30 protein-coding genes and 1 pseudogene are annotated in these 20,361 nt (G+C 65.8%); 3 read left to right on the top strand and 28 right to left on the bottom strand.

Features of this window, described 5'->3' with window-relative positions; translation table 11 throughout:
• Positions 1 to 80 precede the first annotated feature (80 nt).
• The 23 genes from ACFXPK_RS11610 to rpsJ form a co-directional block, all read right to left on the bottom strand.
• Positions 81 to 746, bottom strand: a complete 666-nt coding sequence (locus ACFXPK_RS11610) for an adenylate kinase (protein ID WP_384996003.1) — start codon at positions 744 to 746, stop codon at positions 81 to 83.
• Positions 746 to 2,065 carry a preprotein translocase subunit SecY gene (gene secY, locus ACFXPK_RS11605; RefSeq protein WP_329828622.1) on the bottom strand — a complete coding sequence of 440 codons (1,320 nt, stop codon included), beginning with the start codon at positions 2,063 to 2,065 and terminating at the stop codon, positions 746 to 748. The genes ACFXPK_RS11610 and secY overlap by 1 nt, the downstream gene beginning before the upstream one ends.
• A gap of 235 nt (positions 2,066 to 2,300) precedes the next feature.
• Positions 2,301 to 2,759, bottom strand: coding sequence for a 50S ribosomal protein L15 (rplO, locus tag ACFXPK_RS11600; protein ID WP_384995999.1), 459 nt, complete (start codon positions 2,757 to 2,759; stop codon positions 2,301 to 2,303).
• 1 nt (position 2,760) lies between these two features.
• A complete protein-coding gene (rpmD, locus tag ACFXPK_RS11595; protein ID WP_041985698.1) occupies positions 2,761 to 2,943 on the bottom strand; it encodes a 50S ribosomal protein L30 in 183 nt (60 codons plus the stop codon).
• Positions 2,943 to 3,545 (bottom strand): 30S ribosomal protein S5, encoded by a 603-nt coding sequence (gene rpsE, locus ACFXPK_RS11590; protein ID WP_030351447.1) that lies wholly within the window; start codon positions 3,543 to 3,545, stop codon positions 2,943 to 2,945. The genes rpmD and rpsE overlap by 1 nt, the downstream gene beginning before the upstream one ends.
• A 46-nt stretch (positions 3,546 to 3,591) precedes the next feature.
• Positions 3,592 to 3,975: a 50S ribosomal protein L18 gene (gene rplR, locus ACFXPK_RS11585; protein ID WP_114659653.1), complete on the bottom strand. Its 384-nt coding sequence runs from the start codon at positions 3,973 to 3,975 to the stop codon at positions 3,592 to 3,594.
• Positions 3,976 to 3,978: 3 nt separating this feature from the next.
• Positions 3,979 to 4,518 (bottom strand): 50S ribosomal protein L6, encoded by a 540-nt coding sequence (gene rplF, locus ACFXPK_RS11580; RefSeq protein WP_329828620.1) that lies wholly within the window; start codon positions 4,516 to 4,518, stop codon positions 3,979 to 3,981.
• A 21-nt stretch (positions 4,519 to 4,539) separates the two neighbouring features.
• A complete protein-coding gene (rpsH, locus tag ACFXPK_RS11575; protein ID WP_319680019.1) occupies positions 4,540 to 4,938 on the bottom strand; it encodes a 30S ribosomal protein S8 in 399 nt (132 codons plus the stop codon).
• Positions 4,939 to 5,151: 213 nt separating this feature from the next.
• On the bottom strand, positions 5,152 to 5,337 hold the full coding sequence (locus ACFXPK_RS11570; protein ID WP_003948630.1) for a type Z 30S ribosomal protein S14: 186 nt from the start codon (positions 5,335 to 5,337) through the stop codon (positions 5,152 to 5,154).
• Between the two features lie 2 nt (positions 5,338 to 5,339).
• Entirely contained in the window at positions 5,340 to 5,900 is a 561-nt protein-coding gene (rplE, locus tag ACFXPK_RS11565; RefSeq protein WP_030351443.1) for a 50S ribosomal protein L5, read from the bottom strand.
• On the bottom strand, positions 5,900 to 6,223 hold the full coding sequence (gene rplX, locus ACFXPK_RS11560; protein ID WP_329828619.1) for a 50S ribosomal protein L24: 324 nt from the start codon (positions 6,221 to 6,223) through the stop codon (positions 5,900 to 5,902). Before rplX ends, rplE begins: the two co-directional genes overlap by 1 nt.
• Before the next feature lie 2 nt (positions 6,224 to 6,225).
• Complete coding sequence (gene rplN / locus ACFXPK_RS11555; RefSeq protein WP_003966950.1) at positions 6,226 to 6,594, bottom strand: 50S ribosomal protein L14; 369 nt, start codon at positions 6,592 to 6,594, stop codon at positions 6,226 to 6,228.
• Between the two features lie 115 nt (positions 6,595 to 6,709).
• Entirely contained in the window at positions 6,710 to 6,994 is a 285-nt protein-coding gene (gene rpsQ / locus ACFXPK_RS11550; protein ID WP_329828618.1) for a 30S ribosomal protein S17, read from the bottom strand.
• On the bottom strand, positions 6,994 to 7,218 hold the full coding sequence (rpmC, locus tag ACFXPK_RS11545) for a 50S ribosomal protein L29 (RefSeq protein ID WP_031230018.1): 225 nt from the start codon (positions 7,216 to 7,218) through the stop codon (positions 6,994 to 6,996). The genes rpsQ and rpmC overlap by 1 nt, the downstream gene beginning before the upstream one ends.
• Entirely contained in the window at positions 7,218 to 7,637 is a 420-nt protein-coding gene (gene rplP / locus ACFXPK_RS11540; RefSeq protein ID WP_003966953.1) for a 50S ribosomal protein L16, read from the bottom strand. Before rplP ends, rpmC begins: the two co-directional genes overlap by 1 nt.
• A 5-nt stretch (positions 7,638 to 7,642) precedes the next feature.
• Positions 7,643 to 8,491, bottom strand: coding sequence for a 30S ribosomal protein S3 (rpsC, locus tag ACFXPK_RS11535; RefSeq protein WP_384995992.1), 849 nt, complete (start codon positions 8,489 to 8,491; stop codon positions 7,643 to 7,645).
• A complete protein-coding gene (gene rplV / locus ACFXPK_RS11530) occupies positions 8,491 to 8,838 on the bottom strand; it encodes a 50S ribosomal protein L22 (RefSeq protein WP_329828615.1) in 348 nt (115 codons plus the stop codon). Before rplV ends, rpsC begins: the two co-directional genes overlap by 1 nt.
• A gap of 40 nt (positions 8,839 to 8,878) precedes the next feature.
• A complete protein-coding gene (rpsS, locus tag ACFXPK_RS11525) occupies positions 8,879 to 9,160 on the bottom strand; it encodes a 30S ribosomal protein S19 (protein WP_003966956.1) in 282 nt (93 codons plus the stop codon).
• Positions 9,161 to 9,172: 12 nt separating this feature from the next.
• A complete protein-coding gene (gene rplB, locus ACFXPK_RS11520; RefSeq protein ID WP_129770859.1) occupies positions 9,173 to 10,009 on the bottom strand; it encodes a 50S ribosomal protein L2 in 837 nt (278 codons plus the stop codon).
• A 50-nt stretch (positions 10,010 to 10,059) separates the two neighbouring features.
• Positions 10,060 to 10,377, bottom strand: a complete 318-nt coding sequence (gene rplW / locus ACFXPK_RS11515; RefSeq protein ID WP_384995990.1) for a 50S ribosomal protein L23 — start codon at positions 10,375 to 10,377, stop codon at positions 10,060 to 10,062.
• The gene (gene rplD / locus ACFXPK_RS11510) at positions 10,377 to 11,030 is read right to left on the bottom strand and encodes a 50S ribosomal protein L4 (RefSeq protein ID WP_384995988.1); all 654 of its coding nucleotides are present in this window, start codon (positions 11,028 to 11,030) and stop codon (positions 10,377 to 10,379) included. Before rplD ends, rplW begins: the two co-directional genes overlap by 1 nt.
• Positions 11,031 to 11,038: 8 nt before the next feature.
• Positions 11,039 to 11,683, bottom strand: coding sequence for a 50S ribosomal protein L3 (gene rplC / locus ACFXPK_RS11505; protein ID WP_329828610.1), 645 nt, complete (start codon positions 11,681 to 11,683; stop codon positions 11,039 to 11,041).
• A 14-nt stretch (positions 11,684 to 11,697) separates the two neighbouring features.
• A complete protein-coding gene (gene rpsJ, locus ACFXPK_RS11500; RefSeq protein WP_003948644.1) occupies positions 11,698 to 12,006 on the bottom strand; it encodes a 30S ribosomal protein S10 in 309 nt (102 codons plus the stop codon).
• A gap of 589 nt (positions 12,007 to 12,595) precedes the next feature.
• Between rpsJ and ACFXPK_RS11495 the strand changes: the two genes are divergently transcribed.
• Positions 12,596 to 14,587 carry an ATP-binding protein gene (locus tag ACFXPK_RS11495; RefSeq protein WP_385074168.1) on the top strand — a complete coding sequence of 664 codons (1,992 nt, stop codon included), beginning with the start codon at positions 12,596 to 12,598 and terminating at the stop codon, positions 14,585 to 14,587.
• A 26-nt stretch (positions 14,588 to 14,613) separates the two neighbouring features.
• Here the strand turns inward: ACFXPK_RS11495 and ACFXPK_RS11490 are convergent, their stop codons facing one another.
• The 3 genes from ACFXPK_RS11490 to ACFXPK_RS11480 all read right to left on the bottom strand — a co-directional run bounded on the left by ACFXPK_RS11490 (position 14,614) and on the right by ACFXPK_RS11480 (position 16,322).
• Positions 14,614 to 14,835 carry a DUF397 domain-containing protein gene (locus ACFXPK_RS11490; RefSeq protein WP_385074165.1) on the bottom strand — a complete coding sequence of 74 codons (222 nt, stop codon included), beginning with the start codon at positions 14,833 to 14,835 and terminating at the stop codon, positions 14,614 to 14,616.
• Between the two features lie 252 nt (positions 14,836 to 15,087).
• A complete protein-coding gene (locus ACFXPK_RS11485) occupies positions 15,088 to 15,825 on the bottom strand; it encodes a hypothetical protein (protein WP_385074162.1) in 738 nt (245 codons plus the stop codon).
• Positions 15,825 to 16,322, bottom strand: coding sequence for a hypothetical protein (locus ACFXPK_RS11480; RefSeq protein WP_385074159.1), 498 nt, complete (start codon positions 16,320 to 16,322; stop codon positions 15,825 to 15,827). The genes ACFXPK_RS11485 and ACFXPK_RS11480 overlap by 1 nt, the downstream gene beginning before the upstream one ends.
• 211 nt (positions 16,323 to 16,533) lie before the next feature.
• On the opposite strand from ACFXPK_RS11480, the gene ACFXPK_RS11475 reads away from it, so the two are divergent.
• Together ACFXPK_RS11475 and ACFXPK_RS11470 are read left to right on the top strand one after the other, a co-directional pair.
• Positions 16,534 to 16,791, top strand: coding sequence for a hypothetical protein (locus ACFXPK_RS11475; RefSeq protein WP_385074156.1), 258 nt, complete (start codon positions 16,534 to 16,536; stop codon positions 16,789 to 16,791).
• 996 nt (positions 16,792 to 17,787) lie between these two features.
• Positions 17,788 to 18,420: pseudogene (locus ACFXPK_RS11470) on the top strand (site-specific integrase); the annotation flags it as partial.
• Positions 18,421 to 18,571: 151 nt separating this feature from the next.
• Here the strand turns inward: ACFXPK_RS11470 and ACFXPK_RS11465 are convergent.
• Complete coding sequence (locus ACFXPK_RS11465) at positions 18,572 to 19,036, bottom strand: DUF4304 domain-containing protein (protein ID WP_385074153.1); 465 nt, start codon at positions 19,034 to 19,036, stop codon at positions 18,572 to 18,574.
• Positions 19,036 to 19,893 carry a polymorphic toxin-type HINT domain-containing protein gene (locus ACFXPK_RS11460; RefSeq protein WP_385074150.1) on the bottom strand — a complete coding sequence of 286 codons (858 nt, stop codon included), beginning with the start codon at positions 19,891 to 19,893 and terminating at the stop codon, positions 19,036 to 19,038. Before ACFXPK_RS11460 ends, ACFXPK_RS11465 begins: the two co-directional genes overlap by 1 nt.
• Positions 19,894 to 20,361: the final 468 nt, after the last annotated feature.

Here is a 20,361-nt window from a genome sequence, read left to right as displayed (position 1 = left end):
GTCACCCCATCCCCCGCGGGGGGGGCCCCCCCCCCCCCCCCCCCCCGTACTGGTCACTGCTGGGGCGTGCGGGAGCCCGGTCAGGCCTGCGAGGCCGGATCGCGCTCCAGCGCCGCCATCGCGCGCTCGGTCACCTCGGTGACCTTGCCCAGCGCGGAGATCGTCACGACCAGGTTCTGGGCCCGGTAGTGGTCGATGATCGGCTCGGTCTGCGTGTGGTAGACCTCCAGCCGGGTCCGTACGGTCTCCTCGGAGTCGTCGTCCCGCTGGTACAGCTCGCCGCCGCAGGCGTCACAGACGCCCTCCTTCTTCGGCGGGCTGTACGTCACGTGGAAGACGTGCGAGCTGTCGTTGCGGCAGATGCGCCGGCCGGCGATCCGCTTCACGACCTCCTCCTCGGGGACCTCCAGGTCCAGCACGGCGTCGAGGTGCACGCCGTCCGCCGTGAGCGCCTTGTCGAGCGCCTTCGCCTGCGACACGTTGCGCGGGAAGCCGTCCAGCAGGAAGCCGTTCTCGGCGTCCGGCTGGGCCATGCGGTCCTGCGCCATCGCGATGGTGACCTCGTCGGGCACGAGATTCCCGGCGTCCATGTACGCCTTCGCCTGTTTGCCGAGGTCGGTGCCCTGGCTGATGTTGGCGCGGAACAGGTCGCCCGTGGAGATGTGCGGGATCGACAGGTTCTTGGCAAGGTACGCGGCCTGCGTTCCCTTGCCGGCACCGGGCGGTCCGACGAGGACGATTCGCATCAGCGGAGGAACCCTTCGTAATTGCGCTGCTGAAGCTGGCTCTCGATCTGCTTGACGGTCTCCAGTCCCACACCCACGATGATCAGGATGCTCGTCCCGCCGAACGGGAAGTTCTGGTTCGCACCGCCGAAGCCCGCCAACGCCATCGTCGGTACGAGAGCGATCAGCCCCAGGTACAGCGAGCCCGGCCAAGTGATCCTGTTGAGCACGTAGCTCAGATACTCGGCCGTGGGCCGGCCTGCCCGGATACCCGGGATGAACCCACCATACTTCTTCATGTTGTCGGCGACTTCTTCGGGGTTGAACGAGATCGCCACGTAGAAGAACGCGAAGAAAACGATCAGCAGGAAGTACGTCGCGATGTAGTACGGGTGGTCGCCCTTGACGAAGTGGGCCTCGATCCAGGTCTTCCACGCCGAGTTCCCGCTGGAGAACTGCGCGACCAGAGCCGGGATGTAGAGCAGCGACGACGCGAAGATGACGGGGATCACACCCGCCTGGTTCACCTTCAGCGGGATGTACGTCGACGTGCCGCCGTACGAGCGGCGGCCGATCATGCGCTTCGCGTACTGCACGGGGATACGGCGCTGGGCCTGCTCGACGAAGACGACGAGGCCGACCATCACGAAGCCGATCAGGATGACCGTGCCGAACTCGATCCAGCCGTCGGCGAGCGTGCCGCTCTGCTTGATGGCCCACAGCGCGCCGGGGAAGCCCGCGGCGATGGAGATGAACATGAGGATGGACATGCCGTTGCCGATGCCGCGGTCGGTGATCAGCTCACCGAGCCACATGACGGCCGCGGTGCCCGCGGTCATGGTGATCACCATGACGACCGTGACGAAGATCGACTGGTCGGGGACGATCTGCGACGCGACCGGGCAGCCGCTGAACAGCGCGCCGCTGCGTGCGGTGGCCACCAGCCCGGTGCCCTGGAGCACGGCGAGGGCGACGGTCAGATAACGGGTGTACTGAGTGATCTTCGCCTGGCCGGACTGGCCCTCTTTCTTGAGGGCCTCCAGCCGGGGGATGACCACGGTCAGGAGCTGCAGAATGATGCTCGCGGTGATGTACGGCATGATGCCGAGCGCGAAGATCGTGATCTGCAGCAGCGCCCCGCCGCTGAACATGTTCACCAAGCCGAACAGGCTGTTGTTGCCCTTCTGGGCCGCGTCGACACAGATCTGGACATTGGCGTAACTGACACCGGGCACGGGCACATGCGCCCCGAGCCGGTACAGCACGATGATGCCGAGCGTGAAGAGCAGCTTCTTGCGCAGGTCGGGCGTCTTGAACGCCCGGGCGAACGCGGTGAGCACGGTGCCTCCTGCGACCCCCGCGCTACTGCGTCAGAGGTGACGGTATTGAGGATCGACGGATACGGAACGAACGGGTCCCGGAGCGCGAACCCCGGGTCCGGGGAGCGAGCCCCCGGCTTCGTACAGCAACAATGCACGCCACCTTACCGGCGACAGTGCCCCCCTAGGAACGACCAACCGGGGATGCCCCTTGGAAGAGGCATCCCCGGTCGGGTGTTCAGGCCATCGAGTTGTCTCAGACGAGCTCGGTGACGGTGCCGCCGGCGGCGGCGATCTTCTCCTTGGCGGAGCCGGAGACGGCGTCGACCGAAACCTGCAGCGCCACGGTGATCTCGCCCTGGCCCAGGACCTTGACGAGGCTGTTCTTGCGTACCGCGCCCTTGGTGACCAGGTCGGCCACCGTGACCTCGCCACCCTCGGGGTAGAGGGCGGAGAGCTTGTCCAGGTTCACCACCTGGTACTCGGTGCGGAACGGGTTCTTGAAGCCCTTCAGCTTCGGGAGGCGCATGTGGAGGGGCATCTGCCCACCCTCGAAGCGCTCCGGAACCTGGTAACGGGCCTTGGTGCCCTTGGTACCACGACCTGCGGTCTTACCCTTGGACGCCTCACCACGACCCACACGGGTCTTGGCGGTCTTGGCGCCCGGGGCAGGACGGAGGTTGTGGGCCTTCAGCGGGCCGTTGTTGTCGGCCATGTCAGTCGACCTCCTCGACCGTGACGAGGTGCCGCACGGTGTTGGCCATGCCGCGGAACTCGGGACGGTCCTCCTTGACCACCACGTCGTTCAGGCGCTTCAGCCCGAGCGAACGCAGCGTGTCACGGTGGTTCTGCTTGCTGCCGATGTACGACTTCGTCTGCGTGATCTTGAGACGGGCCATCACGCACCCGCTCCCGCACGCGCACGGAGCAGAGCGGCCGGGGCGACGTCCTCAAGGGGCAGACCGCGGCGGGCCGCGATCTCCTCGGGACGCTGCAGACCCTGGAGGGCCGCCACCGTCGCGTGCACGATGTTGATCGCGTTGTCCGAGCCGAGCGACTTCGACAGGATGTCGTGCACGCCCGCGCACTCCAGCACGGCGCGCACCGGGCCACCGGCGATCACACCGGTACCGGGGGACGCCGGCTTGAGCAGAACGACGCCCGCCGCCTTCTCGCCCTGGATCGGGTGAGGGATGGTGCCCTGGATACGGGGGACCTTGAAGAAGTGCTTCTTGGCCTCCTCCACACCCTTGGCGATGGCGGCCGGCACCTCCTTGGCCTTGCCGTAACCGACACCTACGGTGCCGTCACCGTCGCCCACCACGACCAGCGCGGTGAAGCTGAAGCGACGACCACCCTTCACAACCTTCGCGACACGGTTGATCGCGACGACGCGCTCAACGTAAGCGGTCTTCTCGGCGGCAGCGCCACCGTCGCGACCCTTCCGGTCCCGCCGCTCGCCGCCACCGGCACCGCTTCCGCGGCGCTGGGGTCCAGCCATTGGATTTACCTCTCTCTGTTACGTCCGTTAGTCCCGGAACCGGGGCCTAGAACTTCAGCCCGGCTTCGCGGGCGGCGTCAGCCAGAGCGGCAATGCGCCCGGCGTACCTGTTGCCACCACGGTCGAACACGACAGCCTCGACACCCGCGGCCTTGGCGCGCTCGGCGACCAGGGCGCCGACCTTCTGCGCCTGGGCGCTCTTGTCGCCCTCGCCACCGCGGATCGAGGTGTCCAGGGTCGACGCCGAGGCGAGCGTGTGGCCCGCGATGTCGTCGATGACCTGGGCCACGATGTTGCGGTTGGAGCGCGTCACGACGAGGCGCGGACGCTCCGGCGTGCCGGAGACGTGCTTGCGCACGCGGATGTGGCGGCGCTTGATGGCGGCGCGCTTGTACGCGTCACCCTTGGCGATCTTTACACCGTATGCCATGGCTTACTTACCCGCCTTTCCGACCTTGCGGCGGATGACCTCGCCCGCGTACTTGACGCCCTTGGCCTTGTACGGGTCGGGCTTCCGCAGCTTGCGGATGTTAGCGGCGACCTCGCCGACCTTCTGCTTGTCGATGCCCTCGACGGTGAACTTCGTGGGCGTCTCGACCTTGAAGGTGATGCCCTCGGGGGCCTCGATGAGGATCGGGTGGCTGTAGCCCAGGGCGAACTCCAGGTTGGAGCCCTTCGCCTGGACGCGGTAGCCGACACCGCTGATTTCGAGCGCCTTGATGTATCCCTGGGTCACGCCGGTGATCATGTTCGCCACCAGCGTGCGGGACAGGCCGTGCAGGGCCTTGTTCTGACGCTCGTCGTTGGGGCGCAGCACCGAGAGGGTGCCGTCCTCGCCCTTGGTGACCTCGATCGGCGCGGCGACGGTGTGCGAGAGGGAACCCTTGGGGCCCTTCACCGCGACCGTGCGGCCATCGATGGTGACGTCCACACCGGCGGGAACCTGGATGGGGAGCTTGCCGATTCGCGACATGAGCTTTTCCTCCGTTCCCGACTACCAGACGTAGGCGAGGACTTCCCCACCTACGCCCTTCTTGCCTGCCTGCTGGCCGGTCAGGAGACCGTGGGACGTGGAGATGATCGCCACGCCCAGGCCACCGAGGACCTTCGGCAGGTTGGTGGACTTCGCGTACACGCGCAGACCCGGCTTGGAGATGCGCTTGATGCCGGCGATCGAACGCTCGCGGTTCGGGCCGAACTTCAGCTCCAGGACGAGGTTCTTGCCGACCTCGGCGTCCTCGACCTTCCAGCCGGTGATGAAGCCCTCCTGCTGGAGGATCTCCGCGATGTGCGACTTGATCTTGCTGTGCGGCATCACGACATCGTCGTGGTATGCCGAGTTCGCGTTACGCAGACGCGTGAGCATGTCTGCGATGGGATCAGTCATGGTCATGAATTGGCCTTCGGCCTCTCTCGCCGGGGTTTCCTGTATGCGCCATCCCTCTCCCCGATCAGAGTCGGGACGGGTGCGGTGCGGGGACCTACGGCGTAGTAAGTCAGTCATGGACGGCGGGCGCCCAACCCCACAAGCCTACGGCATGTGAAGGAGGGCTCCCGCCAACCAAATTGCTTACCGAGAGTTCGGGCAGTGCTCCGGAACGGAGGACTACCAGGAACTCTTGGTCACGCCCGGCAGCTCGCCGCGGTGGGCCATCTCGCGAAGGCACACACGGCACAGGCCGAACTTGCGGTAGACGGAGTGGGGCCGGCCGCAGCGCTGGCAGCGGGTGTAACCGCGCACGCCGAACTTCGGCTTGCGGGCGGCCTTAGCGATCAGAGCCTTCTTCGCCACGGTCAGTTCTCCTTGAACGGGAAGCCGAGGTGACGAAGGAGGGCACGACCCTCGTCGTCGTTGGTCGCCGTGGTCACCACGGTGATGTCCATGCCCCGGACCCGGTCGATCTTGTCCTGGTCGATCTCGTGGAACATGACCTGCTCCGTGAGACCGAAGGTGTAGTTGCCACGGCCGTCGAACTGCTTCGGCGACAGGCCGCGGAAGTCACGGATACGCGGAAGCGCGAGCGACAGCGTACGGTCCAGGAACTCCCACATGCGGTCACCGCGGAGGGTGACGTGGCAGCCGATCGGCTGCCCCTCGCGCAGCTTGAACTGCGCGATCGACTTGCGGGCCTTGGTGACGGACGGCTTCTGGCCGGTGATCGTGGTGAGGTCCTTGATGGCACCCTCGATCAGCTTGGAGTCGCGGGCGGCGTCGCCCACACCCATGTTGACCACGATCTTGACGAGGCCGGGGATCTGCATGACGTTCTCGTACGAGAACTCCTCACGCAGCTTGCCGGCGATCTCCTCGCGGTAGCGCAGCTTCAGACGCGGCGCGGTAGTGGTCGCAGTCATCAGATGTCCTCACCGGTCCGCTTGGCAACGCGGATCTTGTTGCCCTCGTCGTCAAAGCGGTAGCCGACGCGGGTAACGACCTTCTTGCCGTCCTTCTCCACGACGAGCTGAACGTTGCTCACGTGGATGGGGGCTTCGGTGGTCACGATGCCACCGGTCTGCGAACCGCGAGCCGTCTGGCCGGCCTTGGTGTGCTTCTTGACCCGGTTGACACCCTCGACGAGAACACGGTCCTGCGTGGGGAAGGCGACGATGACCTTGCCCTGCTTGCCCTTGTCCTTACCGGTGATGACCTGAACCAGGTCGCCCTTCTTGATCTTCATGCTTACAGCACCTCCGGCGCGAGCGAGATGATCTTCATGAACTTCTTCTCGCGCAGCTCACGGCCCACCGGGCCGAAGATACGGGTGCCGCGAGGGTCGCCGTCGTTCTTCAGAATGACGGCGGCGTTCTCGTCGAAGCGGATGTACGAGCCGTCCTGACGACGACGCTCCTTGACGGTGCGAACGATGACCGCCTTGACGACGTCACCCTTCTTCACGTTGCCACCGGGGATCGCGTCCTTGACGGTGGCGACGATGACGTCACCGATGCCCGCGTAGCGGCGACCCGAGCCACCGAGAACACGGATGGTGAGAATTTCCTTCGCACCCGTGTTGTCGGCGACGCGCAGTCGCGACTCCTGCTGGATCACGTCTATCTCCTGATCGTCTGCCGGTTCCCCAGGGGCCGTTCTCGGAGGAACGGCCCCCGGAGCCTGGCGGAACTGTTCCGAGGGGAAACCCCCTCGGAGGGGGACCTACTGGGTGTTACTTGGCCTTCTCGAGGATCTCGACGATGCGCCACCGCTTCGTGGCGGACTGCGGCCGGGTCTCCATCAGGAGGACGCGGTCGCCGACGCCGGCGGCGTTCTGCTCGTCGTGAGCCTTGAGCTTGTTCGTACGGCGGATGACCTTGCCGTACAGCGCGTGCTTGACGCGGTCCTCGACAGCGACGACGACGGTCTTGTCCATCTTGTCGCTGACGACGAGACCCTCGCGGGTCTTGCGGTCGCCGCGCGCGGCCTTGGTCTCGGTCACGTTGTTCTCAGTCATCAGGCGCTCTCCACCGTCTCGATGCCCAGCTCGCGCTCACGCATCAGGGTGTAGATCCGCGCGATGTCCTTGCGCACGAGCTTGAGCCGCCCGTGGTTTTCGAGCTGACCGGTCGCCGCCTGGAAGCGGAGGTTGAACAGCTCTTCCTTGGCCTCGCGGAGCTTGTCGACAAGCTCCTCGTTGCCCAGCTCGCGCAGTTCGGACGCCTTGGTCACGGCCGCCATCACGACTCACCTGCCTCGCGCCGAACGATCCGGCACTTCATCGGAAGCTTGTGAGCAGCGCGGGTAAGCGCCTCACGCGCAATCTTCTCGTTCGGGTAGGACAGCTCGAACATCACGCGACCCGGCTTGACGTTCGCGATCCACCACTCGGGGGAACCCTTACCGGAACCCATGCGGGTCTCGGCGGGCTTCTTCGTGAGCGGACGGTCCGGGTAGATGTTGATCCAGACCTTGCCGCCACGCTTGATGTGACGGGTCATGGCGATACGAGCGGACTCGATCTGACGGTTCGTCACGTACGCGGGGGTCAGCGCCTGGATGCCGTACTCGCCGAACGCAACCTGCGTTCCACCCTTGGACATACCGCTGCGCTTCGGGTGGTGCTGCTTGCGGTGCTTGACCCTACGGGGGATCAGCATTTCGGTCAGGCCTCCGTTCCGCCGGTAGAAGAGGTCGTCGCCTCGGCGGCCGGAGCAGCGGTGGCGTCGGCCTTGGGGGCCTCGGCTGCCGGGTTCTGCTGCGGCTTGCGGCCACGTCCGCCACGCTCGCCACCGCGGCCACCACGGCCGGCGGGACGGTCGTTGCCGCCACCGCGGGCGGGACGGTTGCCGGCGCGCGCCGCGGCGTTCTCGGCGCGGACCTCGGCGATGTTCTTGACGTCGCCCTTGTAGATCCAGACCTTCACACCGATGCGGCCGAAGGTCGTCTTGGCCTCGAAGAAGCCGTAGTCGACGTTGGCACGGAGCGTGTGCAGGGGCACACGGCCCTCGCGGTAGAACTCCGAGCGGGACATCTCGGCGCCGCCGAGACGGCCACCGCACTGGATCTTGATGCCCTTGGCGCCCGCCTTCATCGTCGACTGCATGCTCTTACGCATGGCGCGACGGAAGGAGACACGCGAGGAGAGCTGCTCGGCCACGGCCTGGGCCACGAGCTGAGCGTCCACCTCGGGGTTCTTGACCTCAAGGATGTTGAGCTGGACCTGCTTGCCGGTCAGCTTCTCCAGCTCGCCGCGGATGCGGTCGGCCTCGGCGCCGCGGCGGCCGATGACGATGCCCGGACGTGCGGTGTGGATGTCGACACGGACGCGGTCGCGGGTGCGCTCGATCTCCACCTTGGAGATGCCGGCCCGCTCCATGCCCTTCGTCATCATGCGACGAATGGCAACGTCTTCCTTGACGTAGTCCTTGTACAGCTTGTCGGCGTACCAGCGGGACTTGAAGTCCGTGGTGATACCGAGCCGGAACCCATGCGGGTTAACCTTCTGGCCCATTACCGGGTTCCTTCCTTGCTGCTGACGACCACGGTGATGTGGCTGGTCCGCTTACGGATCCGGTAGGCACGACCCTGCGCGCGCGGCCGGAACCGCTTCAGGGTCGGACCCTCGTCCACGTACGCCTCGCTGATGATCAGCGAATTGGCGTCGGTGTGGTCGTAGTTGTGCGCGGCGTTGGCAATGGCGCTGTCCAGCACCTTGCCGACCGGCACGCTCGCGGCCTGCGGGGCGAAGCGCAGGACCGCCTGAGCCTCCGTGGCATCCATGCCACGGATGAGGTCCACCACGCGGCGGGCCTTCATGGGCGTGACGCGGATGTACCGCGCCTGGGCCCTGGCTTCCATGGTTGTCCCTTCGGTGTAAGTCATAGTCAGTCACCCCGCGCTAGCGGCGCTTCGACTTCCGGTCGTCCTTGACGTGGCCGCGGAAGGTGCGAGTCGGCGAGAACTCGCCGAGCTTGTGGCCGACCATCGACTCGGTGACGAACACCGGGACGTGGATCTTGCCGTTGTGCACCGCGATCGTGTGGCCGAGCATGGCCGGGACGATCATCGAGCGACGGGACCAGGTCTTGATGACGTTCTTGGTGCCTGCCTCGTTCTGTACGTCCACCTTCTTGATGAGGTGTCCGTCGACGAAGGGCCCCTTCTTGAGACTGCGCGGCATCTAAACCCGCTCCTAGCGCTTCTTGTTCGTCTTGCGGCGGCGGACGATGTACTTGCTGCTTGCCTTCTTCGGCGAGCGAGTACGACCCTCCTTCTGACCCCACGGGCTGACCGGGTGGCGACCACCGGAGGTCTTGCCCTCACCACCACCGTGCGGGTGGTCGACCGGGTTCATCGCGACACCGCGGACGGTCGGGCGGACGCCCTTCCAGCGCATACGGCCGGCCTTGCCCCAGTTGATGTTCGACTGCTCGGCGTTGCCGACCTCGCCGATGGTGGCGCGGCAGCGGACGTCGACCAGCCGGATCTCGCCGGACGGCATGCGCAGGTGGGCCATGGAGCCCTCCTTCGCCAGGAGCTGCACGGAGGCACCCGCGGAACGGGCGAACTTCGCGCCGCCGCCGGGCCGCAGCTCGATGGCGTGGATGGTCGTACCGACCGGGATGTTGCGCAGCGCCAGGTTGTTGCCGGGCTTGATGTCGGCGGCCGGACCGTTCTCGACACGGGCGCCCTGCGCCAGACCACGGGGGGCGATGATGTAGCGCTTCTCGCCGTCCGCGTAGTGGAGCAGCGCGATGCGCGCGGTGCGGTTCGGGTCGTACTCGATGTGCGCGACCTTGGCAGGCACGCCGTCCTTGTCGTGACGACGGAAGTCGATCACGCGGTAGGCGCGCTTGTGGCCACCACCCTGGTGGCGAACGGTCACACGACCGGCGTTGTTACGGCCGCCCTTGCTGTGCAGCGGGCGGACCAGCGACTTCTCCGGCGTGGACCGCGTGATCTCGACAAAGTCGGCGACGCTGGAGCCACGACGGCCCGGGGTCGTCGGCTTGTACTTGCGGATACCCATTGTCTCTCAGTCCTCGGAAGAATTCCGGATCCTGGACGTCTCGACCTCCGTCAGGAGGTCGGTCCGCCGAAGATGTCGATACGGTCGCCCTCAGCGAGGGTCACGATGGCGCGCTTGGTGTTGGCGCGCTTACCGAAACCGGTGCGGGTGCGCTTGCGCTTGCCCTGGCGGTTGATCGTGTTGACCCCGGCGACCTTGACCGAGAAGACCGCTTCCACGGCCTGCTTGATCTGGGTCTTGTTGGCCGTGGGCGCCACGATGAACGTGTACTTGTTCTCGTCGAGCAGCGCGTAGCTCTTCTCGGACACCACGGGCTTGACGAGAATGTCACGCGGGTCGTGGAAGGTCTTGCTGGTGATCTCGGCCATCAGGCTTCGCTCCCCTCGTTGTCATCGGCCTTGGAGGGGCCAGACACGAAGGACTCGAAAGCGGCCTGGGTGAAGACCACGTCGTCGGAGACGATCACGTCGTACGTGTTGAGCTGGCCCGGCGCCAGGATGTGCACCTGGGGCAGGTTGCGGGCGGAGAGCCACGCGGCCTCGTCGGCCCGCTCGACGACCAGGAGCACGTTCTTGCGCTCGCTGATCTTGCCCAGCAGGGTCTTCGCGGCCTTGGTGGACACCGCGTCCTCGACCAGGCCGGAGACGACGTGGATACGAGAGTGACGGGCCCGGTCGGTGAGGGCACCGCGCAGGGCGGCGGCCTTCATCTTCTTCGGGGTCCGCTGCGAGTAGTCACGCGGCACGGGGCCGTGGACGACGCCACCACCGGCGAACTGCGGAGCGCGGGTCGAACCCTGACGGGCGCGGCCGGTGCCCTTCTGGCGGTACGGCTTCTTGCCACCGCCACGGACTTCGCCGCGGGTCTTGGTCTTGTGCGTGCCCTGTCGGGCAGCGGCCAGCTGGGCGACAACGACCTGGTGGATCAGCGGGATGCTGACCTTGGCGTCGAAGATCTCCGCGGGGAGTTCGACGGTCCCGGCCTTGTCGCCTGCCGGCGAAAGGATGTCAACGGTGCTCATCAGTTACCTCAGGCCCCCTTGGCCGCGGTACGGACCAGGACGAGGCCGCCGTTCGGACCAGGAACCGCGCCCTTGATCAGGAGCAGGCCCTTCTCCGCGTCAACGGCGTGAACGGTCAGGTTCTGGGTGGTGACCCGCTCGTTGCCCATACGGCCCGCCATGCGGAGGCCCTTGAACACACGGCCCGGGGTGGCGCAGCCACCGATGGAACCGGGAGAGCGGTGCTTGCGCTGGGTGCCGTGACCGGCGCCGAGGCCCTTGAAGTTGTGACGCTTCATGACACCGGCGAAGCCCTTGCCCTTGCTCTTGCCCGTGACGTCGACCTTGACGCCGGACTCGAACGTGGCGGCGGTGATCTCCTGGCCGAGCGTGTACTCGCTCGCGTCGGAGGTCCGCAGCTCCACCAGGTGGCGGCGGGGGGTCACGTCGGCCTTGGCGAAGTGGCCCTTGAGGGGCTTGTTCACCTTGCGCGGGTCGATCTCGCCGAAGGCGATCTGGACCGACTCGTAGCCGTCGGAGTCATTCGTACGGACCTGGGTAACGACGCAGGGTCCGGCCTTCACCACGGTCACCGGGACGACACGGTTGTTCTCGTCCCAGACCTGGGTCATGCCGAGCTTCTCGCCCAGGACACCCTTGATCTGCTTTGCCATCTCTTCCGCGCCTCTCAGAGCTTGATCTCGATGTCAACGCCGGCCGGAAGGTCCAGGCGCATCAGCGAGTCAACGGTCTTGGGCGTCGGGTCGAGGATGTCGATCAGGCGCTTGTGCGTGCGCATCTCGAAGTGCTCGCGCGAGTCCTTGTACTTGTGCGGCGACTTGATGACGCAGTACACGTTCTTCTCAGTGGGCAGCGGCACCGGGCCCGCGACCGACGCACCAGTACGCGTCACCGTCTCGACGATCTTCTTCGCCGAGGAGTCGATGACCTCGTGGTCGTAGGCCTTGAGCCGGATGCGGATCTTCTGTCCCGCCATGGCTGCTTCGTAGTCCTGTCTCTCGTAACGCTCTGGGACCCGGTGGTTCCGGGCTCTTCTCCGACCCACGCGGTCGGGCGTGTCGCGTCCCCGTCCATGAAAATCTCCCGAAGGATTTTCCCTGCAAGGGGTGCGGGCCCAACGTCCGCGAGCCGGGGAGAACCGCGGGTACATCGCGTTCCGCCACCGGGAGCCTGGCCGGTACCCCGCTGACACTTCCCGGAAGATTCCCGTACGTCCGACCCCAGCGCTGCCCCGTAAGGCAGTTGGCGTCGACGAGTACTGTGGGACTCGCTTCCGGTCCTCCCGGCGGGAGGCGCGCAGCATTGGCACTCAACCGAGCAACCTGAACAGTGTGCCATAGGCGCCTTGACCCTGGCCAATCAGGGCCCAGAAGCGTACCCCACGCGACGATCGGGCAATCTTCGACGCCAGGACACCAGGGGAGCCGGACATTCGCTCGCCCCAGAAATTAACTCAAAGTAATAGCCACGTCACGAACGGTAAGACCGGGGGCTATCCTCACCGGGACGTGATCGCTGCGGGAACAGCGCGGTCAGGAACGAACGGTGGAGGGGACCGAGAGCCCATGGCAAAGTTACGGCTGATGATCGGCAGGGAGCACGTCGCGGAACTCGCGCGCCTGAGCAACCCTGTGGGCGCGGTCGAGGAACTGATCTGGAACGCGCTGGACGCGGACGCCGGGCGGGTGAGCGTCGTCCTGGAGCGCGGCGACCTCGGGGCGGTCGACCGGGTGATCGTCACCGACGACGGCACGGGCATCGCGGCGGACCGCTGTGACGAGTACTTCCGGCACCTCGGCGTCTCCTGGAAGAAGAGCGCGGGGACCAGCCCGGTGAAGAAACGGACCCTGCACGGCAAGAACGGCCGGGGCCGGGTGCGCGCCTTCGCGCTCGGTACGGAGATCCGCTGGACCAGCGTGAGCGAGGGCCCGCACGGGCTCCACCGCGTGGTCATCGAGTCGGACCGCGGCTCCATGGACGAGTTCGACGTCAGCGACCCCGAACCGGCGACCGGGCCGACCGGCACGGTCTTCGAGGCGCTCGGCGGCGAGGAGGCGCAGCGGCTGACCGAGGACACCGCCCGCTCGGCCCTGACCGCCGCCTTCGCCCTCTATCTCGCCGCGTACCCGGATATCGACATCGAGTACGACGGCCGCCGACTGGACCCGTCGTCGGAACAGCTGCACGTCACCGGCCCGTACGAGATCCCGACGGGCTCCGGCTGCCCGGCCGGCCCGGCGCAGCTCCGCCTCATCGAGTGGAAGCGCCCCGTCACCCGTGCCCTGATCCTCTGCGACGGCCGCGGCATGTCCCTGGCCCATCTCAGGCCCGAGATCCAGGCCCCCGGCTTCCACTTCACGGCGTACCTCTCCTGGCCCGGCTTCGAGGACGCCGAGGCGGGAGACCTCACCTTCGCCGACTGGACTCCCGACGGGTTCACGGCCGAGGTGGTGGCGGCGGCCCGTGAACGCATGAGGACGCACTTCCGCTCCCGCGCCGACGAGCGGCGCCGGGAGCTCGTACGGTCCTGGCGTTCGGACGGCATCTACCCGTACGAGGGCGAGCCCGGCAGCGACCAGGAGCGCGCGGAACGGGAGACGTTCGACGCGGTGGCGACGACGGTGATCCGGCATCTGCCGCAGGTGAAGAAGACCCAGCGGACGACCTTCGCGCTGATGCGGTCCGTACTGGCGCACGAGCCCAACGACGTACTGCGGATCGTGGAAGAGCTCTTCACCCTCTCCAAGCAGGAGCGTGAGGAACTGGCCCGGCTCCTCGACCGGACCCCGCTGTCGGCCCTGATCAAGGCATCGACGGTGGCGACGAGCCGGCTGGACTTCCTGGCCGCCCTCGAACACCTCGTCTTCGACACCGAGACCAGGGGCCGGGTGAAGGAGCGCTCGGAGCTCCACCGCATCCTGGAGAACGAGTGCTGGGTGTTCGGCGAGGAGTACGGCCTGCACGCGAGCGACCGGAGCCTGAACGAAGTGCTGGCCCAGCACTGCCGGCTGCTCGGCCGCGAGGCGCCGACGCCCGCTCCGGTGCTACGGGAGGACGGCCGGCAGGGCCGGGTCGACCTGATGCTGTCCCGGGCAGCCCGCCACCGGAAGGCGCAGAGACACCACCTCGTGGTCGAGCTCAAGCGCCCCGACCTCACCCTGGGCATGACGGAGTTCGCCCAGGTGAGCAGCTACGCGCACGCGGTGGTGACGGACGACAGGTTCCAGGACACCAACGTCACCTGGGACTTCTGGTTGGTGGGCAACACCATGGACGCCACCCTTCGCCAACTGGCCCACCAGCCGGACCGCGTGCCCGGGTGCGCCGTCTCCCACCCCAGTTTCAGGATCTGGGTCCGCACCTGGGGGGAGATCATCGAGGACTGCCAGGAACGGCACCGCTTCTACGGCGAGCACCTGGAGTACCAGTCCACGACCGAACACGCCACGGACTACCTGATCCGCGAACACACGGCCGCCGTGACGGACCTGGTCGCCGACGGCACCCTCCCGACCGTCCCCGCGCCGCGTTCCGGCACGGAGACGAGGACTCCCTGACTCCCCGACCGCTCAGCCGCGCAGGGTCAGCGCTTCTTCTCCGGGACGGCCGCGGCGTACGGAACGAAGTCGGCCCACGCGGCGACGGCGAAGCCGAGCGAGGGCAGCCGTACGTCCTTGGAGTCGCGGACATGGACCGTACGCGGGGTGGCGGCGACCTCGACGCACGAAGGGCCGTCGTCGGTGCTGTAGCTGCTCTTGAACCACACCAGGTTCGCAGTGTCTCCGGCAGAAGGCTTGAAGGTCATGTCCTTCCCAGCAGTTTCTCGATGAAGGCCAGCGAATCCCGAGGAGTGAGTGCCTGCGCCCGGAGCAGGCTGACCTGATGAAACGTCAACGTCCACCTCGCGCTGACGGCCATGTCATCGACTCCGGCCTCCCGTGCCGGTCACGACGACATCACGCATTTGCGGCCAGTGGGTAGTGACCTGCGGTCAGCTCCGGCGTCCCCCCTCGGCACACGTCGCAGAGGTCCGCCATCGGACTCAAGGTGACTATCATCAGAATTCAGCACATCCAAGAGAGTTGAGTACAGCAATCTCAGACATCGGCTCGCTCTGCGCATCGCCATTGTCGTACCAGGAGCCGTCCCAGGAGACGTGCCATACCTCGCCGCGGAAGTTCTCCCACTCTACGAAGCTCCCGGCAGCCCCCTCCAAAAGCGCCAACTCCCTGAGAAGGACATCCCTCGTCGCGAATTCCCGTGATGCTCCCAGGCTGCCACCGCGAGTCCTGCTGTTCTCATAGCGGATTCGTAGATACGGCGCCGCCGTTCGCTTGATGACCGTCGGACGAAGCATCCGCTTGAAGCGGTACACCGCCTCCTCAAGAGTCTCGCGCCCGGAGAATTCACAACTGTACGCCGGAAACACCCCGGCGACACGCACTCCGAGTGCGTTGTCTCGCCCGAAATGGTATCCGTGCACCGCGGCCGGAACTGCCACCACGACATCGAACCCGTAAGAATCCACCGCGAAGCCACGAGCGATGTCGAAAGGCTGGGCGCCCTTCGATTCCCCCGCCAGGTGTCGCTCCCTCGCGAACCCAAGAACAGCGGCGACGAGTCCCTGGTCGAAATGATCAATGGTGTTCATTTGGTAAGCAAATTTGCGCCCCGGGCCCACCGCCAGAGAGAAGACGAACCTAGGCATGGGAGACCAGCGCCACGCATCCCGCAGACCAGGAAGAGCCTCGACGTCGGCGACCACATCCACATCAGCCTCCCTCGCCATGGGCATCAGATAGAACCCCTCTGGAGAATCAATACGGATCTCACATACGCAATCTCCAGTATCCATGGCGCAGCACTCAACATAGCTGGCATCTTCGGAAGAGACGATATTGACGCCCGGAAATCTCTGCAATCCTCACCCGAGCACTCGACCCTTCCAAGGAAACGAGTCTCGATCAAATCCGGAAGTGAATCAGACGGAGCCGCAAAGGTCAGCATCCACAGTTGTTCGCTGGGTCCAGCATATCCCGTCGGCGGAGGCGCCATGCGGACCAGTGCATCCTCGCTGCACCACAGCCTGACCTGAGGCTCTTCACTAGCAAGTGCCACGAACTTCAGCGGCTCAAACAGCTCCAGAGCCTCTTTGATTTCTGAAGCATCAACAAAGGCGATGAACTTGGACGTGCATCCGATGACAGCTTCCCGCACGGTGCAATGCAGAAGAAAATCACGGAGAACCTCACCCGTTCCCGTCCAGTCGCCCCCCTCCTGCCTCTCTCCCACCGCAGCCATCGTCCGCTGGCGTTGCCGTCACCGTTGCCGCCAAGGAAAACTTGGGCCCCTCCGAATTCTCCCGGAGGGGCCCAAGTGTTGCGCTGGGGGAATAGCTCAGGAGCTAACCCCCTGAGATCGCTCCATCGTTACTAGTTCGCCAGTCCCATGACGGATCTCGATGAAATCTCTCTAGGACCGTGTCATAGCTCAGAAGCTCGCCGTGATTCGTATCGAGAACTCCGCGAACCCCGGGAATTACCTCGATCAGAAGATCGCGGATGCACGCCATGCCGGGGTACTCGACGAGAACCGCATTGAACTCACCGAGTTCCTCTCGAATCTCGGCAATCTCCCCCTCGTCAAACTCGTCGATAACGTCCCCGGAAACGTCCACCCCGAAGCGACATTCCCTCCAATCCAAATGATCGAAGATCGCACCTTCGCTGTAAGAGCCGACTCCACGCAAGCGAGCCAATAGCTCCTGGAGATCACTGGTCGGGCTGAGAAGCACGATGGTAGGACGCACTGCGGCTCCTTCCTGTCAGCAACGCTGAACCACGTAGAGACCGTCGGGAGCTAGGGAGCCAGGACATCAAGTAGCAGGTTCTTGTCCCGTGTCACCATGATGCCATCCTGCTCCAGACTCTTAATCACACTTCCACGCCCCTGTGGAAGATAGACAATGACCGGATAGTCCGTCAGGCCTTGCGTATTTAGCGCCTGCTTGAGAGCACCCTTTCCTGAGCCACTCTTCACCTGCACTACCGCATTTCGGGTCACGATGTCGAAGTCCGTGAGTGTACTGCCGTCCGACCCATTTATTGTGACGCCTTCAGCTCGCACATGCCCTGGGTAGCGAGCATTGATGTCGATGATGAGTTCCGGAACTAGCGGGTCATCGCCCTTGCCTGTGACATGAGTAGGGGCGCCTCCGCAATTGTGGACGAGTACCGGCGTGGCCCTCGCCGCCACATAGTACGTATGCTCACCGAGTGGGCGTCAGCATTTTCGCTGGTCAGCGAATTCCGGCCTGTCCGTGGGCGTGCGTGGAAGTGCCGGGTTGTGCGCCCCTGTTGCCGTCGGCGTTGCCGTCAGGCGGCTGTGCGCCTGAGGGCGGTGGAGTGGGCTTTGGCCGGTGTCCTGCCCGGGTTGGGGTCGGGCAGGATCAGGGGGCCGTACGCTGGCCAGGCAACTCGGGCAGGCTTTGGACCTGCCCGGAATTTGAACGAGTGGCCCCCTGGCCTTGCCCGACGCGGACCCCGGCCCGGGGAGTGTGGGTGCCCACGGAGCCGACCGGCCCCACATCCGGGCCTTCGGCTCAGCCAACTCCCCGCCGTCGCCTCGTTGTCGGCTTGGCGTTCGCTGTGCGGGCGCGTCCGGCTTCTCCGCGCTTCCGGCGCAACGCTGGGCTGTTTCTGCGCGGCCTGGTCGCTGGCCGGCCCGCGGTGGCGGAGCCGAGAGCGGGCCGGGTGGGCGACCGTGCCGCGCGCGACCCGCGTCAGCGGGTCGCCTTGACGCGGCCCGCACCGACCGGCTCCACGCGCTGTATGAACTCGCCCTCCGCACCGGCCTCCGCACCGGCCTCCGCAAAGGCGAACTCCTCGGCCTCCCTTGGGAAGACCTCGCCCTCACCACCGGAACAGCTAGCATCCGGCGCTCACTCCAGCGCACCCGAACCGGCGGCCTCACCCACCTCCCCAGCAAGACCCGGGCGTCCGAGCGCCGCATCGCCCTCCCTACCGAATGCATCCACTCCCTCAAGGAACACAAGCAGCAGCACGACGGGGAGCGCACGACCGCAGGGCCGGACAGGACAGACAGTGGCCTCGTCTTCACCACGCCCACTGGCCGCCCCCTCGACCCCGCCAACCTCACCCGCCGCTTCCGCAGCTTCCTCCACCGGGCCGGACTCCGACGCATCCGCTTCCACGACCTACGACACTCGACCGCCACCCTGCTCCTGGAACAAGGCGTCGACCTCGTCGTCATCAAGGAGCTCCTCGGCCACGCCCACATCGGCGTCACCGCAACTGTCTACGCCCACGTAAGGCTCCGCCTCCAACGCGACGCCCTGACCGCACTCGGCAACTCCCTCGACCGTCCCTGACCACGGACGGCAACGGCGGCGCCCCCCTGGTGTTCGCCGCCGTTGCCGTCAATTACTGCCGTCAGCGCCGATCAATCCCGACAAAACCGGCACTCCGAGAAGTCCGAAGTCACGGAAGTGAAACTGTCGGCTCGGAACCAAGGACGCTGCGTCACCCCTCTTCAAGCAATTCACCCCTGATTTCACGATGAATGAACACCTGATCGCTGACGCTCGTACGCAGCAGGGGCTTCAAGCCCTGAATGCTCTCAATCGGATTCACCGCCCGCGCTACTGGAGTCGCAATCTTTTCGACAAGGCACATTCGAAGGGAATCCTCACCACGCGCCTCCGCTGCTTGTCCAGATAGGAGGTCGAGATCTTTGCGAGAAATGGAGGTGATTGCGTCCGCCCTGAACCTGACGAGACATTTCGCCTCCGGGAGCCACCCCGCCTTTACATTGACCGCTGGCGCGAATCCGACGTTTACGTAGCACGACTCATCCCAGCTGGACTCCTGGACGGCAACTACACAGTAGAGATCGCCAGAAACTCTGCACCAGCTCGCCGACTTCTTTCGAAAACCCAGCGGCTTGAAGACCTCATTGAGAGCCTTCAGGAGAATCGAGTTAACCATCAGCCGAACCTCTTATACGTGTCGAGATGGCCAGTCCAGCTCTGACCGGTCATATCCTCCAACTCGGCGACGTACTTCTGCAACTGTCGCCGTCCCGTCGCCTGACTGCTCGCCGCATCCGAGTTCAACTCACGCACGACACGGTTCTTCCAGTCGACCGCATCAGGCCGAAGCCCGCTCGGAAGCCTGACTTCGAAGTCGTACCCAGCCCCCAGGGAATTCTTGTAGTTCAAGTGTGTCTGACGGCCACGGGCCGCGTCCGCATTCTCCCCAGAGGTGAACTGCCCCTTCTCGTTACGGGCGACGCCACATCCGTTGCTGTTGTGAACGAGTACCGGCGTAGCCCCCGCCAGCACGTAGTACGTGTGGATGTCGGCGACGGTGAGGTTGTGGACCGTGGCCGGCTGGGTCCAGGTTTTGATGGCGGTGATCTGGATGTGGGTGCCGCTGCTGGTGCGGAGCCACTGGCCCGAATGGAGGTCCCTGGTGTTAATCCACTCGTCCAGTTCCGGGACCCAGAAGGGGTGTTTGTCCGTCGCTGTGAGCGACGCGGTCCTGCCGCCCTTCTTTCCGTCCAGGTCGATGGTGACCCTGACCAGGTTCTTGGCGCCCTTGCCGATGATTTCTGCCGTCACCGGCTTTGCGACTGTCTCGCCGGTTTTCGGGTCCGTCGCGAGAACCCGGTCCCCGACCTCTACATCGGCGATCTTCTTGCGGGTGCCGTCCGCCAGCAGGACCTCTGTCTTCGGGAGGAGGCTGTTCGGGGACTTGCAGCCGACGCAACCGCCGCCGCTGCCCTTCGGGCTGCCGGCTTCGCTTCCTCGTTTAATGACCTTGGAGGCATCTGGGCCGTGCACTCCGACGGATCCGTACGCCTCCACACCGGCAGCAGAACAGCGCTGAGCGGCACGGGGACCAACGTCATCGCGCCCTCCACCTGGTGGAAGACCCGCCAGACGATCGGCTGAGCCGTGGGAGCGGCCGGAAGGAAGTGAAGGAAGTGTCGGACGGGGGCGTCGGACGAGGCGCGGGGTGGGTTGGCCGGAAGGTGTAGGAGGTGAGCCGGAAAGGCTCTGGGAAAGCGGTGCCCTGCCCAGGAATCTTGGTCTAGACCAAGTTGCCTATCGTTCGAAGGGTTGATCGCATGTCCCCCACCACAGCCACGACCCGGAACAACGTCCCCGTCCGTTCCCGCGCCGGTCGCACCGCGGCGGGGGGGGGGGGGGGGGGCGCCCCCCCGGCGCGAGCGGTGGGGGGCGCGGGGGCCGCGGCCGCCCCCCCGGGCGCGCCCCCCCCCCCAGGCGCCCCCCCCCCCCCCCCGCAGA

This window comes from Streptomyces sp. NPDC059142, from assembly GCF_042755665.1.
In the GTDB taxonomy this organism is placed as follows: Bacteria; Actinomycetota; Actinomycetes; order Streptomycetales; family Streptomycetaceae; genus Streptomyces.
This window is presented reverse-complemented; position numbering and strand designations above follow the sequence as displayed.

Excerpts from the sequence above, each read along its gene's own strand:
- ACFXPK_RS11490 (WP_385074165.1), bottom strand. The coding sequence starts at position 14,835 with ATGACCTTCAAGCCTTCTGCCGGAGACACTGCGAACCTGGTGTGGTTC.
- rplC (WP_329828610.1), bottom strand. The coding sequence starts at position 11,683 with ATGGCAAAGCAGATCAAGGGTGTCCTGGGCGAGAAGCTCGGCATGACC.
- ACFXPK_RS11465 (WP_385074153.1), bottom strand. The coding sequence starts at position 19,036 with ATGGTTAACTCGATTCTCCTGAAGGCTCTCAATGAGGTCTTCAAGCCG.
- rplR (WP_114659653.1), bottom strand. The coding sequence starts at position 3,975 with ATGGCATACGGTGTAAAGATCGCCAAGGGTGACGCGTACAAGCGCGCC.
- rplD (WP_384995988.1), bottom strand. The coding sequence starts at position 11,030 with ATGAGCACCGTTGACATCCTTTCGCCGGCAGGCGACAAGGCCGGGACC.
- rpsS (WP_003966956.1), bottom strand. The coding sequence starts at position 9,160 with ATGCCGCGCAGTCTCAAGAAGGGGCCCTTCGTCGACGGACACCTCATC.
- rplB (WP_129770859.1), bottom strand. The coding sequence starts at position 10,009 with ATGGGTATCCGCAAGTACAAGCCGACGACCCCGGGCCGTCGTGGCTCC.
- rpsH (WP_319680019.1), bottom strand. The coding sequence starts at position 4,938 with ATGACCATGACTGATCCCATCGCAGACATGCTCACGCGTCTGCGTAAC.
- rplW (WP_384995990.1), bottom strand. The coding sequence starts at position 10,377 with ATGGCCGAGATCACCAGCAAGACCTTCCACGACCCGCGTGACATTCTC.
- rpmD (WP_041985698.1), bottom strand. The coding sequence starts at position 2,943 with ATGGCCCGTCTCAAGATCACGCAGACGAAGTCGTACATCGGCAGCAAG.
- rplV (WP_329828615.1), bottom strand. The coding sequence starts at position 8,838 with ATGGAAGCCAGGGCCCAGGCGCGGTACATCCGCGTCACGCCCATGAAG.
- rplX (WP_329828619.1), bottom strand. The coding sequence starts at position 6,223 with ATGAAGATCAAGAAGGGCGACCTGGTTCAGGTCATCACCGGTAAGGAC.
- rpsE (WP_030351447.1), bottom strand. The coding sequence starts at position 3,545 with ATGGCTGGACCCCAGCGCCGCGGAAGCGGTGCCGGTGGCGGCGAGCGG.
- ACFXPK_RS11610 (WP_384996003.1), bottom strand. The coding sequence starts at position 746 with ATGCGAATCGTCCTCGTCGGACCGCCCGGTGCCGGCAAGGGAACGCAG.
- rpsC (WP_384995992.1), bottom strand. The coding sequence starts at position 8,491 with ATGGGCCAGAAGGTTAACCCGCATGGGTTCCGGCTCGGTATCACCACG.
- rpsQ (WP_329828618.1), bottom strand. The coding sequence starts at position 6,994 with ATGACTGAGAACAACGTGACCGAGACCAAGGCCGCGCGCGGCGACCGC.
- rplO (WP_384995999.1), bottom strand. The coding sequence starts at position 2,759 with ATGGCCGACAACAACGGCCCGCTGAAGGCCCACAACCTCCGTCCTGCC.
- rplE (WP_030351443.1), bottom strand. The coding sequence starts at position 5,900 with ATGACTGCGACCACTACCGCGCCGCGTCTGAAGCTGCGCTACCGCGAG.
- rpsJ (WP_003948644.1), bottom strand. The coding sequence starts at position 12,006 with ATGGCGGGACAGAAGATCCGCATCCGGCTCAAGGCCTACGACCACGAG.
- rplF (WP_329828620.1), bottom strand. The coding sequence starts at position 4,518 with ATGTCGCGAATCGGCAAGCTCCCCATCCAGGTTCCCGCCGGTGTGGAC.
- ACFXPK_RS11485 (WP_385074162.1), bottom strand. The coding sequence starts at position 15,825 with ATGCCCATGGCGAGGGAGGCTGATGTGGATGTGGTCGCCGACGTCGAG.
- rpmC (WP_031230018.1), bottom strand. The coding sequence starts at position 7,218 with ATGGCGGCCGTGACCAAGGCGTCCGAACTGCGCGAGCTGGGCAACGAG.
- ACFXPK_RS11495 (WP_385074168.1), top strand. The coding sequence starts at position 12,596 with ATGGCAAAGTTACGGCTGATGATCGGCAGGGAGCACGTCGCGGAACTC.
- rplP (WP_003966953.1), bottom strand. The coding sequence starts at position 7,637 with ATGCTGATCCCCCGTAGGGTCAAGCACCGCAAGCAGCACCACCCGAAG.